A 16,739-nucleotide genomic window follows, 5' to 3' on the forward strand; every position below is an offset into this window, starting at 1 on the left:
GTGCCGCCGTAGGCCTGCACCACGGCCGTTTCGGCCAGCTTTTGCATGTCGTAGTCACCGCCCTTGACTAAGGTGTCGGGGTGCAGCTCGGTGATGAGTTCCAGCGGCGTGTCCTCGTCGAACCAGGTGACCAGGCTCACCGACTCCAGCGCGGCCATCAGCACGGCGCGGTCGTTTTCGGGGTTTAACGGGCGGTCTGGGCCCTTGCCCAGGCGGCGGGCCGAGGCATCGCTGTTCAGCGCCACGATCAGGCTGCCGCCCAGTGACCGGGCCTGGGCTAGGTAGGTGGCGTGGCCGCGGTGCAGGATGTCGAACACGCCGTTGGTAAACACCCAGGGGCGGGGCAGGTGGGCGAGCCGGGCCGGTGCGTCGGCACGGCTGCAGATTTTGGCCAAAAATGCGGGAGGGGCTAAGGTGTCGGTCATGCACAAATGCTAGCAGCCCTTAAAAAGCCCGTTGCTTTGCCGATGTTTAAATGGATACTCTTAGATACATGAACCTCATTGCCGTCAACATTTCTACGCTGCGCCTCGGGCAACCGTTGCCGTTTGCTTTGCGCAATGAACAGGGTGTGCTGTTGGCGCACAAGGGCTACATCATTTCCGAGCGCGAAGAAATCACCTACTGGACCTCGCGCGGTATGACACTGTGCGTGGATGTGGATGCCGCCGACAACCACCGTGCCTACGTCGGCAAGCTGTACGACATGGTGCGCTCCGAGGTGCCGCTGGGCGACATTGCCGACATGCAGCTGGCGGCTTCCGACCTGGACAAGACGGTGGCGACCGAGGGCACCGGCATCCCCGACTGGACCGCGTTGCAGATCCGCGCCAATGGCCTGCTGCGCGACCCGCAGGGCGAGCAGTTTCTGCCGCGGCTGGAAAAGCTCTACGCCGAGCTGCGCACCCTGGTGGAGCACCACCCCGATGCCACGCTGTGCGCGCTGATGCATTTGTCGGCTACCGAAGTACAGATGTACAGCGCCACCCACGCCATGCTGGTCTATGTGGTGTGCAGTCTGGCCGCGCGCGAGGTGCTGAACTGGCCGTCCGACCAGGATGCCACACTGGGCATGGCTGCGCTGACCATGAACATCGCCATGACGGCGTTGCAAGACGAGTTGACGGTGCAAAACCAGGGCTTGACCGCCAAGCAAATCGACCAGGTGGAGCAGCATGCGCAGCGTGCTTTCAATATGCTGGCGGCCATGGGCGTGGACAACGAAGACTGGTTGCTGGCGGTGCGCCACCACCATGACCGCGCGCCCGGCCCGCTGGAGACCAAAACCGTGGCCATGCGGTTAGCCCGGCTGCTGCAGCGGGCGGACACCTTTATCGCCCGCCTGTCCCCGCGGGTGGGCCGCTTGTCCATGCCGCCCAATGCCGCCATGCAGGCCTGCTATTTCGACGAAAAACAGCATGTGGACCAGGCGGGCGCGGCCCTGATCAAGGCCGTGGGCGTGTATTCACCGGGAGTGTATGTGCGGCTGGCGAATGGCGAGGTGGCAGTGGTGATACGCCGCGGCGCCAACACGACGGCCCCGCGTGTGGCGGTGATCGTCAACCGCGACGGCTCTCCCCGGGGCGAGATGATCGTGCGCGAAACCAATATGCCCACCACCAAGATCATCGCTCACGTGCCGCACCGGGAGGTGAAGGTGCAGGTGCAGCTTGAAAAGCTGTTGGCGCTGATCTAGCTCAGGTGGCGGCGGGAACTGTGGAGTCCAGTTCTGCTGCCAGCTCTTTGCTGACTTCCTTGCGGTAGCGGTTCAGCTCCTGCACGGTCTTGAAGCTGCGGTCCATCAGCAGGCTCAGGTTGTGCAAGATGCGATCGACCACCTTACCCTCCCATACCGCATCAAACTTGATTTGCGTGTCCAGCCAGTGCTCCAGCCACGCAGGGTCGGGCAGGCGGCTCTGGACGGTGTCGCGCGGGAACAGACTCTCGTTCACGTGCAAATTGGTGGGGTGCAGCGCCTGGGCGGTGCGGCGGGCGCTGGCCATCAGCACGCCGACCTTGGTGAAGGCGCTGCGGGCATCGTTGCCGGTGTTGGCAATGGCGCGCTTCATGTAGCGCAGGTAGGCACCGCCGTGGCGGGCTTCGTCCTGGCTGAGCTTGGTGTAGATGTTCTTGATCACCGGCTCCGAATGCCATTCGCTGGCGCGGCGGTACCAGTGGTTCAGCCGGATCTCGCCGCAAAAGTGCAGCATCAGCGTTTCCATGGGCGGGGCCGGGTCGAACTCGAAACGCACGTCGTGCAACTCTTGCTCGGTAGGCACCAGCTCGGGGCGGAAGCGGCGCAGGTACTCCATCAGCACCAGCGAATGCTTTTGCTCTTCAAAAAACCAGATCGACATGAAGGCGGAGAAGTCGCTGTCGTCCTGGTTGTCGCGCAAAAACATCTCGGTGGCGGGCAGGGCCGCCCACTCGGTGATGGCGTTCATCTTGATGGTTTGCGCCTGCTCGTCCGAGAGCAGAGCCGGGTCAAACGCGTCCCATGGAACATCTTTGTCCATGTTCCAGCGCACCGCTTCTAGTTGTTTGAAAAGTTCAGGGTAGAGCATGGCAATCCTTCGTAACACCTAAGACTATACGCAGCACCGTCCCGTGCGGATTCAAGCCCTTCCCGCCAGGCGCTGTGCAAGTCGCAATGTTTCATTTTAGGCGGTCATTCCGATTCTTTATGACAGAAGGGTGGCAGTCTGGCACATCGGTAGAGTAAATAAAACTTGTTGGTCACAAAGTGACTGATTGGTATATTATCGCCATATGTGCTTTCCATCTATCCCGTACTTCACATTCCTTTACCCCCGTCTTGCGGCGCGGGCTGGGAACTTATGGCGGTCAAGGCCTGTCTGTACCAGCATAGCGACCGATGGGACGCACACTTTTTTCTGGCAGCGAAGCCGTCCGCACACTGCGTGCAGGCACACAACCCCGGGGCGGTTCTCCTCCTCCCTCACTCCCTCGTTCGCATCGGGGTGCTTCGCCGCCACTTTCCTTTCCGCGGTATGTCCAGCCGCATGAAGCTGGCCATCGTCGGCTCCGGCATCTCCGGCTTGGCGGTGGCGCACAGCCTGCAAGGCCAAGCCGATGTCACGCTGTTCGAGGCAGGCAGCTACTTCGGCGGCCACACCCACACCGTAGACATCACCCTGCCCACGCCCGACGGCCCGGTTACCCATGGCGTCGACACGGGCTTTCTGGTCTTCAATGAGCGTACCTATCCGCAGCTGATCGCCCTGCTGGCCCAGCTAGATGTGGCTACCTCCAAGACCGACATGTCGTTTTCCGCCCAAATTCCCGGCGAACGCTATGTGGAGTGGAGCGGCAGCACCCTGGCCAGTGTGTTCGCCCAGCGCAGCAACCTGTGGAGCCCGCGCTTTTGGGGCATGTTGCGCGACCTGCTGCGGTTCAACAAGATCACTACCCAACTGGCACTAGAAGGAAACGATGCCGCCCTGGCCCAGCCGCTGGGCGAGTTCCTGGAGCAGCACCGCTTCGGCACGGCCTTCCGCGACTGGTACTTTTTGCCCATGATGGGCTGCATCTGGAGCTGCCCCACCGCCCAGATGCTGCTTTTCCCGGTGGCCACCATGGTGCGCTTTTGCCATAACCACGGCCTGCTGCAGGTGCTGAACCGACCCCAGTGGTGGACGGTGACTGGCGGCGCACGGCACTACGTGGACAAGATCACCGCCCACATTGCCGACAAGCGCCTGAGCAGCCCCGTGCAGCGCATCGAGCGCAAGCCAGACGGCGTGTTTATTACCAGCCAGCACCACGGCTTTGCCCGCACCGAGCGCTTCGACAAAGTGGTGCTGGCCACCCATTCCGACCAGGCCCTGGCGCTAATGGCCGCCCCCACCGAAGCCGAACAGGCCACGCTGGGCGCGATCCACTACCACGCCAACCGCGCCGTGCTGCACACCGACGCCTCGGTGCTGCCGCGCAACCCCAGCGCCTGGGCCGCTTGGAACTACGAGCGCGCGCCCGCCACTGCCACCGAATCCGCCCGCGTGTGCCTGCACTACTGGCTCAACAAGCTGCAGCCCCTGCCCTGGGCGCAGCCGGTGGTGGTGTCGCTGAATCCAACCCGCGAGATCCCGCGTACCCATGTCATGGGCACTTTTGACTACGCACACCCGGTCCTCGACCTCGCCGCCATCGCCGCGCAGCAGCGCATGCCCGCGTTGCAAGGCCAGCAGAACACCTATTTCTGCGGCGCGTGGATGGGCTACGGTTTCCATGAAGACGGCCTGAAAGCCGGTTTGGCGGTGGCCGAATTGCTGAAGGCCGGGGCATGAACACGGCCCAAATAGGTTTCGGCCAGGTCCGCCACACCCGGCTGCGCCCGGTGCGCCACGCCTTTGCCTACCCCACCTATTTTTTGATGCTACCTATGCGCAACCTGGGCAGCACCCCACTGGCGATCAACCGCCGCGCGGCCCTCAGCTTTTATGATGCGGACCACGGCGACGGCCAAGGCAGCGCATTGGCCTGGATGGAAGCCCTGCTGCAGCGCGAAGGCATCACCGACGCCGAGGGCGAAATCTGGCTGCATTGCTACCCGCGCGTCTTCGGCCACACCTTCAAACCCGTCAGCTTTTGGTACTGCCACCGCCTGGATGGCAGCCTGCGGGCCATCGTGGTGGAGGTTAACAACACCTTTGGCGAGCGCCACTGCTACGTGCTGGACCAGCCCCGCTATGGCATCGAGCTGACGGCGGCCAAGGTATTCCACGTCTCCCCGTTTTGCCCGGTCGAAGGCGGCTACCGCTTCCGCTTCATGCGCACCGGTGACCGCACCGTGGCCCGCGTGGACTATGACGACCAGCAGGGCGCGCTGATTGAAACCAGCGTCAGCGGCACGCTACAGCCCATCACCCCCGCCAGCATCCGCCACGCGCTGTGGCGCTACCCGGCCATGACGCTGGGCGTGGTGGCGCGCATCCACTGGCAGGCCTTTCGCCTGTGGCGCAAGCGTGTGCATTTTTTCCGCAAACCCCTGCCGCCCAAAGACTTTGTGACGAGATAGAGACACGCCATGAACAGCACCACTGCCCCCCGTTTTTCCGTGCCCAGCGATGCCCCGGCCGCCGTGCGCACCGCTTTGAAGCTGCTGCAGCGCCTGCGCCACGGCAGCATCACCATGCAGTTGCCCGACGGCAGCCTGCACGTGTTTGGCAACCACCAGCAGCACGGCGATGCCCCCACGGCGGCCATGACGCTGAAGAACTGGAATGTCTGCTCGGCGGCCCTCAAATCCGGCGACATTGGCGTGGCCGAAACCTATATCGACGGCGACTGGACCACGCCCAACCTGACCGACCTGCTCACCGTCTTCATCTGCAACCGGCAAGAGATCGAAGACGTGATCTACGGCAACTGGGTCGGTCGCCTGTGGTACCGCATGAAGCATTTGCTCAACCGCAACACCAAGGCCAACAGCCAGAAGAACATCCACGCCCACTACGACCTGGGCAACGCCTTCTACAGCCTGTGGCTGGACGGCAGCATGAACTACTCGTCGGCCTGGTTCGAGGGCGACCTGGACAAGCCGCTGCGCGAGGCGCAAAACGCCAAGGTCCGCCGCGCCTTGGCCATGGCGCAAGTCAAGCCCGGCGACCGGGTACTGGAGATAGGCTGCGGCTGGGGCGCGCTGGCCGAGATGGGCACCACCGAATTCGATGCCAGCGTGACCGGCGTGACCCTGAGCACCGAACAACTCGCCTTTGCCAACACCCGCATGCAGCGCCTGGGGGTGGACAGCCGCGCCGACCTGCGCCTGCAAGACTACCGGGACATCCAGGACGCACCGTTTGACGCGATTTGCTCGGTCGAAATGGTCGAAGCCGTGGGCCGCGAATACTGGCCCACCTACTTCCAAACCGTGGCCCGTTTGCTCAAGCCCGGTGGCCGCGCCTGCATCCAGAGCATCGTCATCGCCGACAGCCTGTTCGAGCGCTACATCACCAGCACCGACTTCATCCAGCAGTACATCTTCCCCGGTGGTTGCCTGCCGTGTCCGCGTGAATTCAAGCGCGAGGCCGCCGCTGCCGGGCTGGAAGTGGTGGACGAATTCGCCTTCGGCCCCGACTACGCCGAAACCCTGCGCCGCTGGCGCGACAAGTTTTTGGCCGCCCGCACCCAGGTGCTGCAACTCGGTTTCGACGAAAGGTTCATGCGTTTATGGGAGTTCTACCTGGCCTACTGCGAAGCTGCCTTCGACAAGGGCAACATCAATCTCGTGCAATACACCTTGGCCAAGCCGACGCTATTAAAAAAATAGCTGCCCGCGCAGGTGTAATCTGCGCCAGCGGCCTATTTTGTTTAAATCTGTGGGCGGCCGATGTACCCACCGACGTAGCCGCTGCCGTGCCGCAGGCCACGCTGGTGGGCAGCACCCGGCTGAAGGTCTGGGGCTTTGACATCTACGACGCCCAGCTCTGGACCGCCCCCGGCTTCCAGGCCACGCGCTATGCCGATTCCGCCCTGGCGCTGGAGCTGACCTACCTGCGCGATTTCAGCCGCACCGACATCGCCCGCCGCTCGCTGGACGAGATGCGCCGCAGCGCACCCATTTCGGACGCGCAGGCCAAGGCCTGGCAGCAAAAGCTGGAAGCCGCCATTCCCGATGTCAAAAAAGGCGACCGCATCCTGGGCATCTACCTGCCGCAAACCCGCACTGCCCGTTTCCTTTTCAACGGCCAGCCCAGCGGCGAGGTCAGCGACGGCGACTTTGCCAAATTGTTCTTTGGCATCTGGCTGTCGCCCCAAACCTCCGAGCCCGCCATGCGCAAGGCCTTGCTGGCGGGCAATCCATGAACGCTGCCGCGGCCTTCACCGCCCGCAACGGCCTGGCGTATGGCCTGATGGGCCTGCCGATGGCTTTTGTGGCGCTGCCGCTGTATGTCGTGCTGCCCAACCACTACGCCACCACGCTGGGCGTGCCGCTGGCCGTGTTGGGGCAGATTTTGCTGGGCGCGCGCCTGTTAGACGGCATCATCGATCCACTGCTGGGCCGCTGGGGCGACACCTTGTTTGCCCGCTCGCCCCGTGCCGTGTTGGGCGTCGCGGCGGTCGCGGCGGTGGTGATGGCGCTGGGCTTTTGGGGCCTGTTCTTCCCCGCCACCCAAGACCATCTGCTGCTCTGGGTTTCCGCCCTCTTGGTGGTCACTTACACCGCCTACAGCACCCTGGGCGTGCTGCACCAGTCCTGGGCCGGGCTGCTGGGCGGCACCGAGGCCCAGCGCAGCCACATCGTTGCCTGGCGCGAAGGTCTGGGCCTGGTCGGCGTGGTGACGGCCAGCGTGGCCCCGGTGCTGCTGGGTCTGCCCACCACGGTGGCGCTGTTGGCTGGCACCTTGGCCCTGGGCTGGCTGGCCTGGACCCGCGCCATCGCACCCGTGCCGCAAAGCCCGCCCCAGACCCGCGCCGCGCTGTGGCTGCCGCTGCATAACCCCGCGTTTCGCCGCCTGCTGGGCGTGTTCATGTTGAACGGCATTGCCAGCGCCGTGCCTGCCACATTGGTGCTGTTCTTTGTGCAAGACCGGCTGCAGGCCGCCCAGGCGCTGCAACCGCTGTTTTTGGCCACGTATTTTTTGTGCGCTGCACTGTCGATTCCGCTGTGGCTGCGCCTGGTGCCCCGGCTGGGGCTGGCGCGCACCTGGTTGGTGGGCATGGCGGTGGCGGTGGCGGCCTTTGTGGGTGCGTCCCTGCTGGGCGCGGGCGACAGCACGGCGTTTTTGGTCGTCTGCGCTGCCTCGGGTATCGCCCTGGGTACCGACCTGGCCCTGCCCAGCGCGCTGCTGGCAGGCATCGCCCAAAAACAAGGCGGCGCGGGTTTGTACTTTGGCTGGTGGAACTTTGCCACCAAGCTGAACCTGGCCCTGGCCGCCGGGCTGGCCCTGCCGATGCTGGCCACCTTTGGCTACACGCCCGGCGCGCAGGATGCCGCTGCGCTCAACGCCCTCACGGCCACCTACTGCCTGCTGCCCTGCGTCCTGAAGCTGGCGGCGGCAGCAGCCCTCTACCTGCTCATCATTCGCCCCAAGGACTCTCTATGAAACGCCGCCTACTCCTACTCGCCACTGGTGCCGCTGTGGCCGCTCTCTCTGGCTGCGCAGGCCCCCAGGTGGCCGACTACGCGGGCCAAACCCCCAAGCTGGACCTGCGCAGCTACTTCAACGGCACGCTGGACGCGTACGGTGTGTTCACCGACCGCTCGGGCAAGGTTGTGAAGCGCTTCACCGTGCTGATGGTCTGCAGCTGGACCGGTGACGACGGCGTGCTCGACGAGTCATTCACCTACTCCGACGGCACCACCCAAAAGCGCATCTGGCGCCTGCACCGCGAGGCCGATGGCCATTACAGCGGCCGGGCCGACGACGTGGTCGGCCCGGCCCTGGGCGAGGAAAGCGGCAACGCCTTCCACTGGAAGTACACCCTGGCCCTGCCGGTGGACGGCTCGGTCTACAACGTGCAGATGGACGACTGGATGTACCTCGTGACCGACAAGATCCTGATCAACAAAACCGCCATGGCCAAGTTTGGCGTGCACCTGGGTGATGTCACCTTGTCTTTCACCAAACGTTAAGCCAAATCGGCCTCTGGCGCAGATAGCACGTGCGCTGGCAACTATTAAAAATAGAGCAATAAGCATGGCACTCAATCCCCCCCTCAGCGACTGGCGCGGCAAAACCGTATGGTTGATAGGCGCGTCCAGCGGCATTGGCCGCGCCACCGCAGAGCTGCTGCACGGCCAGGGCGCGCAGGTGGTGGTGTCGGCCCGCCAGGCTGCCGCACTGGATGCCTTTGTGGCCGAGCACCCCGGCGCGCAAGCTATGCCGCTGGACGCTGCCGACCCGGCTGCCGTGCGGGCCGCCGCAGATTCTTTGGACCGGCTGGACGCCGTGGTGTACTGCGCAGGCTACTACCGCCCCCAGCGCGCCACAGAGTTCAGCCTGGCCGAGATGCAGCAGCACCTGCAGGTCAACTACGTGGGCGCGCTGCACATGCTGGATGCCGTGCTGCCCATCCTGCGGCGCCAGGGCTACGGCCACATCAGCCTGGTGGCCAGCGTGGCCGGCTACAGCGGCCTGCCGCAAAGCCTGGCCTACGGCCCTACCAAGGCCGCGCTCATCAATCTGGCCGAAACCCTGTACCTGGATTTGCATGACAGCGGCATTGGCGTAAGCCTGATTTGCCCCGGCTTTGTGCAAACCCCGCTCACCGCGCAAAACGAGTTCCAAATGCCCGCCCTTATCACCCCCGCGCAGGCCGCCAGCGCCATCCTGCGCGGCTGGGCGCAGGGCCAGTTTGAAATCCACTTCCCCAAGCGCTTCACTTACTGGATGAAGTTTTTGGCGATGCTGCCCTACCGCATCTACTTCCCCGCCATCCGCCGGATGACCGGGCTATGAGCGACCCACGCAACCCCTCCATCGACGGCATCGTCCAGTTTTTCGAGTCGCTGACCCCGCAGTCCGTGGCCCGCTGCGGCGACTTTTATGCGGCCAACGCCCGCTTCAAAGACCCGTTCAAAGACGTGCAAGGCCTGCCCGCCATCCAAGGCATCTACACCCACATGTTCACCGCCCTGCAAGCCCCGCGCTTTGTGGTGGTGGGGCGCATCGCCAGCGGCCCGCAGTGCTTTTTGACCTGGGACTTCCACTTCCGCTTCAAGAACTTCGCCACCGGCACCGACCAGACCATCCACGGCGGCAGCCATTTGCAACTGGACGCGGAGGGCCGCATCACCCTGCACCGCGACTATTGGGACGCGGCGGAAGAGCTGTACGAAAAGCTGCCGGTGGTGGGCGGGCTGATGCGTTGGCTGAAACACCGCGCCAACAGCTGATAGGCCCGCTAGGGTAGAGGTGATCCGCAAGCCGACTGGGCACAATTCAAGAAATTTTCAATGTGGTTGGAATAAAGCGTCGGCTGGGGGGTCTACCCCCATAACGGCATAGGGCCGTATCCGCTTTTTAGGGCCATCCACGTGATCAAAATTCTCAGCCACTGGCGCCGCTACAGCGTGCCGGCCATTTCTGTCCTCGCTGTGGCGGGCTGCGCTGCTGCCTTTGCCGCACTCGGTACACAGCCCGACTCGGTGCGCAAAGCCGCACGCTATGTATTCATGTCGATCTGCTCCACCGGCAGCGGCGACCAGGCCGGTTTTGCCGCCGAGAACGATACGGCGATGAACAAGATGATGACCGACATGAGTGTGGCGCCCTCGGGCAGCGTGGACCGCGACTTCGCCGCGATGATGATTCCACACCACCAGGGCGCCATCGACATGGCGCAGGCGATGCTGCGCTATGGCAGCAACGAACAACTGCGCCGCATTGCCCAAGAAATCATTGTGGAACAGCTGCAGGAGATTGCAGCGATGCGGCTCGCGCTGGACGAACCGCTGCCGCCATCGGCGCCTGCACCAACCCAAACTGCGCGCAACTAACAAACGCGGCGGCACACCTTATTCACGCCATCCGGCATGTCTGCACCGGCTTGCAAGCTCGGTGATTTGCAACTTGTTCCACTCTTACTCTGTAACGAATATGAAGCCAAACCAACTCCCCAAAATGCTACTGTTCAGTGCACTTTCAATGGCTGGCGCAATGGCATGCGCCGGCCAGGCGCCTGGCGCGGCATCGGATGCCAACATCCCTATCAGCCACCGCGACCGGATCTACGCAGCCGAACAGTTTTCCAACACCGTTTCGGTGACCGATCCGATGGACAACAAGCTATTGGGCGTGATACGCCTGGGCGACCCCGCGCCCAGCAATTTGAGCCCTTTGTACCGTGGCCAGGTGCTGGTGCATGGCATGGGCTTCTCGCCCGACCACCGCACATTGGCGGTGGTGCCGGTCGGGTCCAATGCAGTCACCTTCATTGACACCGCAACCAATGCGGTAAAGAAGACCACCTACCTTGGACGCTCACCCCACGAGGCGTTTTTTACGCCGGATGGCAAGGAGGTGTGGGTGACGGTGCGCGGGGAAAACTATGTGTCGGTGATTGACACCGCCACCTATGCCGAGAAGACCCGCATAACCACCCCGTCCGGCCCAGGCATGCAGATTTTTTCGCCCGATGGCCAGTACGGCTACATCTGCTCTTCGTTCAACCCCGAAACGGTAGTGGTGTCGGTCGCCACGCACCAGATCGTGGGCCGGGTCAAACAAGACAGCCCTTTCTGCCCCAACATCGCGGCGTCGCCCGATGGAAAGCAGGTCTGGATGACTTTGAAGGATATAGGCCGCACCATGGTGCTTGATGCCAAGCCGCCGTTTGCCGTGATCAAGTCTTTTGACACCGGTCCATTAACAAATCACGTTAACTTTATAAACAACACCAAAGGCAGTTTTGCCTATGTCACCATCGGCAGCTTGAATGTGGTGAAAGTGTTCCGCACCGACGATTTTTCCCAGGTGGCGACCATCCCTGTGGGCAAGCTCCCGCACGGAATCTGGCCGTCCGGTGACGGCACACGCATGTACGTGGGGCTAGAGAACGCCGACGCACTGGCCGTGATTGACACCGCCAGCAACACCGTGGTGGCCAATGTGCCGGTAGGCCAAGCACCGCAAGCGATTGCCTATGTGCCAAACGCGGTGCCAGCCGACGCCGGTGATGGCACGCAAGCTCTGGAGCCGCTGGGCCTGGCCAGCCAGGTGGCGCACTTGACCTTGGTGCACCTGCAGGGCGGCAAGCCGGTGGTGGCGGTAAACGCGCCGACCAACGTGTCTTTGTTTGACCAGGGGCTGCTGCAGGTGGTGCAGGCATCTGCATCGGGCTTGGAGCCGCGCCGCCCGTATGTGCTGGCGCTGGCTGAAAAACCGGATGGCAGCGGTATGCTGCAGCCTTTGGCCAACTTTATGAGCAATCCGGCGGGGGCTGCCGTGGTGAACGCAATTGGGCCCATTCGCCAGCAGGTGGAAGGGGCGGGCGGCGCTAACGACCCACGACGCTACCTGGTAATTGCACCTCGGGTGGACGGCAAGCCCGGCGCTCCGGTGCAGGTGCAAGCTCTCTGATAGTGACCCGGCGGCACCACCACAGGCGGTGCCGCTGCATCTGAGCCAAGCGATGAAAGACCTGGTCCAGCTGGTGGAGCCGATGATTCCCGCGTTGCGCCGCTACGCACGGGCGCTGCTGCACGACCGCGCCGTTGCGGACGACCTGGTGCAAGACTGCCTGGAGCGTGTGATCAGCCACTGGATGCAGCGGCGCGACGCGAAAGACACCCGGCAATGGGTGTTTGCGATCCTCCACAATTTGGCCATGCGCGGATTGCGCCAACAGTCACGGCGTGGCCTGCATCTGGCGCTGGAAGAAATGGACGAAGCCGACATGAGCACCCCCGCACCCCAAGAACACCGCGTAAGGCACCAGGAGCTGATGCGGGCACTGGACCAGTTGCCTGAAGATCAGCGCAGCGTGCTACTGCTGGTGTCGGTGGAAGACATGTCCTATGCCGAGGCGGCTGCCACACTAGAGATTCCCATCGGCACCGTGATGTCTCGGCTGGCCCGTGCACGCCAACGCATTCGCGCCATGATGGATGGAGAGATCGATATGCCATCCCCTACGGATACCCACCCAGCGAAACGCACGACCTTGCGGAGGCTGAAATGAGCGAACAACCTGTAGATATGCGTCCGGTACTGGAAGAAGAACTGCATGCCTACGTGGACAACGCGCTGGAGCCCGCACACCGCAGCGAGGTCGAAGCTTATCTGGCCCTGCACCCCGAGGCCGCAGCCGAAGTCGCGGCTTTTAGCGCGCACCGCCAAGCCTTGCGCGACATGCTGTCACCGATTGTGAAAGAGCCATTGCCATCTTCGCTGAACCTAGCACGCATGCTGGACCTGCACCAGACGCGCCCGCGCTGGCCCTGGCCCTGGGGTATGGCCGCTGCCGTGGTACTGGCACTGGGTATCGGTGGTACGACCGGTTGGTCCTTGCGGGATGGTGTGCCCTATGGCACAGATGCGGGCATTGCCGCGTTGGCACGCGAAGCCAGCAGCAGCTACCAAGTTTATGCAGCAGACACCCTGCGACCGGTGGAAATGGGGGCGAGCCAGCGCGCCGAGCTGGTGGAATGGGTGTCCTCGCGGCTGGGGCGCAAGGTCGCCATTCCCGATCTCGCTCCTGCCGGTTACCGTTTCATTGGTGGCCGGCTTGTGGCCACCGAACACGGGCCTGCAGGCCTGTTCATGTACGACGATCCGCAAGGTGTTCGTTTATCACTGTTGGTACGGCCTATGGCGGTGGACAAAGACACGCCCATGATGAAGCACATTCAGGGGAAATTCACGGGCTACGCCTGGGCTGACCAGGGCTTGGGCTACGGCGTTGTGGGCACCAAACGTGCCGAGGTGCTGCACCCGCTGGCCGACGAAATACGGCGCCAGATCAGCCTAGACCTGAAAGGATGACCCCAGGTTCCAGGATGTTTTGATGGTCTTATTAGGCACCCCTAACAGACCATCAACACGCACTAAGATGGCTGGATGCCGTATTACGTCCAGCCACAGCCGTGAAAATCTTCCAGCGCGAGCAACGTTCCCTGTTCGGCGAAATCCTGGACTGGATGCTCACGCCCCTGCTGCTGCTGTGGCCGGTGAGCCTGGCGCTGACCTGGCTGGTGGCCCAGGGCATTGCGGGCAAGCCGTTTGACCGGGCGCTGGAGTACAACGTGCAGGCCTTGTCGCAGCTGCTGGTGGTGTCCCAGCCGCACCAGGCGCACTTCAACTTACCCCTGCCCGCCCGCGACTTCATGCGTGCCGACGACTCCGACCAGGTCTACTACCAGGTGCGCGGTGTACGTGGTGAATTGCTCAGCGGCGATACCGACCTGCCTTTGCCACCGCCCGACGAAAAGCCCGCCGAAGGCCCGGTGCATCTGCGCGACGACGAGATGCGCGGGCTGGACGTGCGCGTGGCCTATCTGTGGGTCAGCCTGGACCTACCAGGCAACCCATTGGCCCTGGTGCAGGTGGCAGAGACGCGCGAAAAGCGCTCGGTGCTGGCGGCCGAAATTATCAAAGGCGTGATGCTGCCGCAGTTCGTCATCCTGCCGCTGGCCGTGCTGCTGGTCTGGCTGGCGTTGGCGCGCGGCATCCAGCCTCTGACTAACCTGGCAGATCGCATACGCGCCCGCACCTCGGACGACCTGAGCCCGCTGGACGAAAAAGCCGTGCCACTGGAAGTCGCGCCGCTGGTCTCGTCCGTCAACGACCTACTAGACCGACTTACGGACTCCATCGCCACCCAAAAACGCTTCCTGGCCGATGCCGCGCACCAGCTCAAAACCCCGCTGGCCGGTTTGCGTATGCAGGCCGATCTGGCGCAGCGCGAAGGCACCAGCACCGCAGAGCTCAAACGCTCCTTGCAGCAAATTGGCCGCTCCAGCGTGCGCGCCACCCACACCGTCAACCAGCTACTGGCCCTGGCCCGGGCCGAAAACGGCAGCGTCAGCCTGAGCCTGCAGCTCTGCGACATGGCACGCCTGACCATGGACGTGGTGCGCGACTCGGTGCCCCACGCGCTGGAAAAGCGCATCGACCTAGGCTACGACGGAGCCGAGCCCGGCAGCCCCGGCGTGCAAATTAACGTCAACCCCACGCTGATCAAGGAACTGGTGCGCAACCTGGTGGACAACGCCATCAACTACACGCCTGCGGGCGGCATCATCACCGCCCGCGTGCTGGCCGATACGGACACCCCCATCGGCCCCATCAGCCCCATCGGCCGCGCCACCCCCAGCGTGCTGCTGCAGGTGGAAGACAGCGGCCCCGGCATCCCCGAAGCCGAGCGTGTGATGGTCTTCCAGCCCTTCTACCGCGCCCTGGGCACCGAAGCCGACGGCTCCGGCCTGGGCCTGTCCATCGTCCAGGAAATCGCCCGCCAGCACAGCGCCGAAGTCACTTTGGAAGATGCCCATCCTGGTGTTTCGCCGCCGGGTACGCGGGTGGCCGTGCGGTTTGCGCAGGCGGGGGTTGTTTGATTTTCAATCAGTCAAGTTTTTATTTTCAATTGGTCAGAATTTTGGTTTTAATTGGCCAGATCTTTTTGACGTTTGGCTTTGTGCGTGAACACTGAAATTCCAATCCCCTCTACCCCCGCCATCGCCCGCCATGTGCAACGCAGAATTGCCACGGCCCTGCAAGACACCCGGGTGGTGCTGGTGGTCGGACCCAGGCAGGCGGGTAAGACGACGCTGGCCCGGCTGTATGCCAACAGCGGCCGACCCTACCTCACACTGGACGACCCGGCCACGCTGGCGGCGGCACGCGCGCATCCGATCTGCTGTTGGCCATCAAGGAAAGCGTGGACAAAGACCAGGCACCCGGCCGCTTTCTATTGACCGGATCCACGAACCTCATGGCCTTGCCCACCGTGGCCGACTCGTTGGCAGGCCGACTTGAAGTCATCACCCTGCTCCCGTTCGCCCAGTCCGAACTGGCTGGAACCAAGGGGGATATGCTGGAGCGGCTGTTCGACGGCAATGGGCTGCCTGGCGTGGACAGCCCCGCCGTGGGCAACGCATTGATGGACCGCGTGCTCAAGGGCGGCTACCCCGAAGCGCTGCGGCGCACGCAGGCCAGCCGCCGCCAGGCCTGGCTGCAGGATTACGTGGCGCTCATCCTCGCCCGCGATGTGCGCGACGTTGCCAACATCGACCAGCTCGACCGCATGCCGCGCCTGCTGGAGGTGCTGGCCGCCCACGCCGGGCAACTGGTCAACCACAGCAGTTTTGGCGCCGCGCTGGGCCTGACCGCGCCCACGGCACAAAAATACGCGGGCATTCTGGAGCGCTTGTTTCTGACGCGGCTGGTGCCACCCTGGTCTCACAACGCGGTCAGTCGCCTGACCAAGACCCCCAAGCTGCATTTTTTAGACACCGGGTTATTGGCCGCTCTGCGCGACACCAACGCGGCGCAGTTGCAAAAGGACCGCACAGGCTATGGCCCACTGCTGGAGAACTTCGTGGTGTCCGAGGTGCTCAAGCTCACCACCTGGTCGGACCGGCGGCTGCGCATCTCGCACTTTCGCACCAAGGAGCAAGACGAGGTGGATTTGGTCATCGAAGACCGGCGCGGGCGCGTCATCGGCATCGAGGTCAAGGCCTCGGCCACCGTGCGCCCGCAAGACCTGCGCGGCCTGCGCCAACTGCAAGAGGCCGTGGGTGACAAGTTCATTCAGGGCCTGGTGCTGCACGACCACGACCGGATCACGCCGTTTGACGAGAAGCTGCACGCGGGGCCGGTGTCGCTGCTCTGGCAGTAAAAACGTGTTTGTGACGTGGGGGTGCTCTGCATAACTCCCTGCGGTCTGTAACAGCACGGACTCGGGCGGTCTACGGCGTTTTTCAGCCAGTTGTCGGGCACCAAATCGCTGTTGGAGGTAATTGGCCGCGCACGGGGGCTCCTGGCCGAGCCTTATCTCACCTGGACCATCGGCGTACTGCGATGTACGCCCCTGCCAGAAATGTCGCTTGAGAAGCTGTCCGGTAGCGCGGCGGACGCGCCAAACCGGCCCAACCCCAGCTCCACCAGGCTGCCAGCGCGGCGCAGCAGAAACAGCACGTCCAGCCCCATGCACTGCGCCAGGGCCAGGCCTTCACCGGCAAACATGCGGGTGGGATCTTCGCCTTCGCGCTTGAGCGGGAACACGCCCGCAGTGTACGGGAATTCCCCCGGCACGTTTTCTTGTAACTGCCA

At 63.5% G+C, this 16,739-nt stretch carries 19 protein-coding genes; 16 read left to right on the plus strand and 3 right to left on the minus strand.

Annotated features, from left to right (window positions below; all coding sequences use genetic code 11):
- Positions 1 to 425: adenylyltransferase/cytidyltransferase family protein (locus tag ABI213_RS23525; RefSeq protein WP_348028923.1), on the minus strand; the 425-nt coding region annotated here is incomplete at its 3' end.
- Between the two features lie 68 nt (positions 426 to 493).
- Between ABI213_RS23525 and ABI213_RS23530 the strand changes: the two genes are divergently transcribed.
- Positions 494 to 1,696 carry an HD domain-containing phosphohydrolase gene (locus tag ABI213_RS23530; protein WP_348006691.1) on the plus strand — a complete coding sequence of 401 codons (1,203 nt, stop codon included), beginning with the start codon at positions 494 to 496 and terminating at the stop codon, positions 1,694 to 1,696.
- Between the two features lies 1 nt (position 1,697).
- Here the strand turns inward: ABI213_RS23530 and ABI213_RS23535 are convergent, their stop codons facing one another.
- Positions 1,698 to 2,564: a ferritin-like domain-containing protein gene (locus ABI213_RS23535; RefSeq protein WP_348006690.1), complete on the minus strand. Its 867-nt coding sequence runs from the start codon at positions 2,562 to 2,564 to the stop codon at positions 1,698 to 1,700.
- A gap of 459 nt (positions 2,565 to 3,023) precedes the next feature.
- Here ABI213_RS23535 and ABI213_RS23540 point away from each other — a divergent pair, with 459 nt between their 5' ends.
- From ABI213_RS23540 to ABI213_RS23610, 15 genes are all read left to right on the plus strand, one after another.
- On the plus strand, positions 3,024 to 4,307 hold the full coding sequence (locus tag ABI213_RS23540; RefSeq protein WP_348006696.1) for an FAD-dependent oxidoreductase: 1,284 nt from the start codon (positions 3,024 to 3,026) through the stop codon (positions 4,305 to 4,307).
- Entirely contained in the window at positions 4,304 to 5,038 is a 735-nt protein-coding gene (locus ABI213_RS23545) for a DUF1365 domain-containing protein (RefSeq protein WP_348006689.1), read from the plus strand. The genes ABI213_RS23540 and ABI213_RS23545 overlap by 4 nt, the downstream gene beginning before the upstream one ends.
- A 9-nt stretch (positions 5,039 to 5,047) precedes the next feature.
- A complete protein-coding gene (locus ABI213_RS23550; protein WP_348006688.1) occupies positions 5,048 to 6,292 on the plus strand; it encodes a cyclopropane-fatty-acyl-phospholipid synthase family protein in 1,245 nt (414 codons plus the stop codon).
- 86 nt (positions 6,293 to 6,378) lie between these two features.
- A complete protein-coding gene (locus ABI213_RS23555) occupies positions 6,379 to 6,828 on the plus strand; it encodes a chalcone isomerase family protein (RefSeq protein WP_348006687.1) in 450 nt (149 codons plus the stop codon).
- Positions 6,825 to 8,069 carry an MFS transporter gene (locus ABI213_RS23560; protein ID WP_348006686.1) on the plus strand — a complete coding sequence of 415 codons (1,245 nt, stop codon included), beginning with the start codon at positions 6,825 to 6,827 and terminating at the stop codon, positions 8,067 to 8,069. Before ABI213_RS23555 ends, ABI213_RS23560 begins: the two co-directional genes overlap by 4 nt.
- Positions 8,066 to 8,599: a DUF3833 domain-containing protein gene (locus tag ABI213_RS23565; RefSeq protein WP_348006685.1), complete on the plus strand. Its 534-nt coding sequence runs from the start codon at positions 8,066 to 8,068 to the stop codon at positions 8,597 to 8,599. Before ABI213_RS23560 ends, ABI213_RS23565 begins: the two co-directional genes overlap by 4 nt.
- 64 nt (positions 8,600 to 8,663) lie before the next feature.
- Complete coding sequence (locus tag ABI213_RS23570; RefSeq protein ID WP_348006684.1) at positions 8,664 to 9,425, plus strand: SDR family NAD(P)-dependent oxidoreductase; 762 nt, start codon at positions 8,664 to 8,666, stop codon at positions 9,423 to 9,425.
- Positions 9,422 to 9,862, plus strand: a complete 441-nt coding sequence (locus tag ABI213_RS23575; RefSeq protein WP_348006683.1) for a nuclear transport factor 2 family protein — start codon at positions 9,422 to 9,424, stop codon at positions 9,860 to 9,862. The genes ABI213_RS23570 and ABI213_RS23575 overlap by 4 nt, the downstream gene beginning before the upstream one ends.
- A gap of 252 nt (positions 9,863 to 10,114) precedes the next feature.
- The gene (locus ABI213_RS23580; RefSeq protein WP_348006695.1) at positions 10,115 to 10,465 is read left to right on the plus strand and encodes a DUF305 domain-containing protein; all 351 of its coding nucleotides are present in this window, start codon (positions 10,115 to 10,117) and stop codon (positions 10,463 to 10,465) included.
- Positions 10,466 to 10,625: 160 nt separating this feature from the next.
- Complete coding sequence (locus tag ABI213_RS23585; RefSeq protein WP_348006682.1) at positions 10,626 to 12,047, plus strand: YncE family protein; 1,422 nt, start codon at positions 10,626 to 10,628, stop codon at positions 12,045 to 12,047.
- Positions 12,048 to 12,099: 52 nt separating this feature from the next.
- On the plus strand, positions 12,100 to 12,648 hold the full coding sequence (locus ABI213_RS23590; protein ID WP_348028925.1) for a sigma-70 family RNA polymerase sigma factor: 549 nt from the start codon (positions 12,100 to 12,102) through the stop codon (positions 12,646 to 12,648).
- Positions 12,645 to 13,451 (plus strand): anti-sigma factor, encoded by an 807-nt coding sequence (locus ABI213_RS23595; RefSeq protein WP_348006680.1) that lies wholly within the window; start codon positions 12,645 to 12,647, stop codon positions 13,449 to 13,451. The genes ABI213_RS23590 and ABI213_RS23595 overlap by 4 nt, the downstream gene beginning before the upstream one ends.
- Positions 13,452 to 13,552: 101 nt before the next feature.
- On the plus strand, positions 13,553 to 15,022 hold the full coding sequence (locus ABI213_RS23600) for a sensor histidine kinase N-terminal domain-containing protein (RefSeq protein ID WP_348028927.1): 1,470 nt from the start codon (positions 13,553 to 13,555) through the stop codon (positions 15,020 to 15,022).
- An 84-nt stretch (positions 15,023 to 15,106) separates the two neighbouring features.
- The gene (locus ABI213_RS23605; protein ID WP_348005026.1) at positions 15,107 to 15,382 is read left to right on the plus strand and encodes an AAA family ATPase; all 276 of its coding nucleotides are present in this window, start codon (positions 15,107 to 15,109) and stop codon (positions 15,380 to 15,382) included.
- Positions 15,346 to 16,305 (plus strand): DUF4143 domain-containing protein, encoded by a 960-nt coding sequence (locus ABI213_RS23610; RefSeq protein ID WP_348005028.1) that lies wholly within the window; start codon positions 15,346 to 15,348, stop codon positions 16,303 to 16,305. The genes ABI213_RS23605 and ABI213_RS23610 overlap by 37 nt, the downstream gene beginning before the upstream one ends.
- 152 nt (positions 16,306 to 16,457) lie before the next feature.
- Here ABI213_RS23610 and ABI213_RS23615 read toward each other — a convergent pair.
- Positions 16,458 to 16,739: hypothetical protein (locus tag ABI213_RS23615; protein ID WP_348028929.1), on the minus strand; the 282-nt coding region annotated here is incomplete at its 5' end.

The organism is Rhodoferax sp. (assembly GCF_039922535.1).
Classification (GTDB): Bacteria; Pseudomonadota; Gammaproteobacteria; order Burkholderiales; family Burkholderiaceae_C; genus Rhodoferax_B.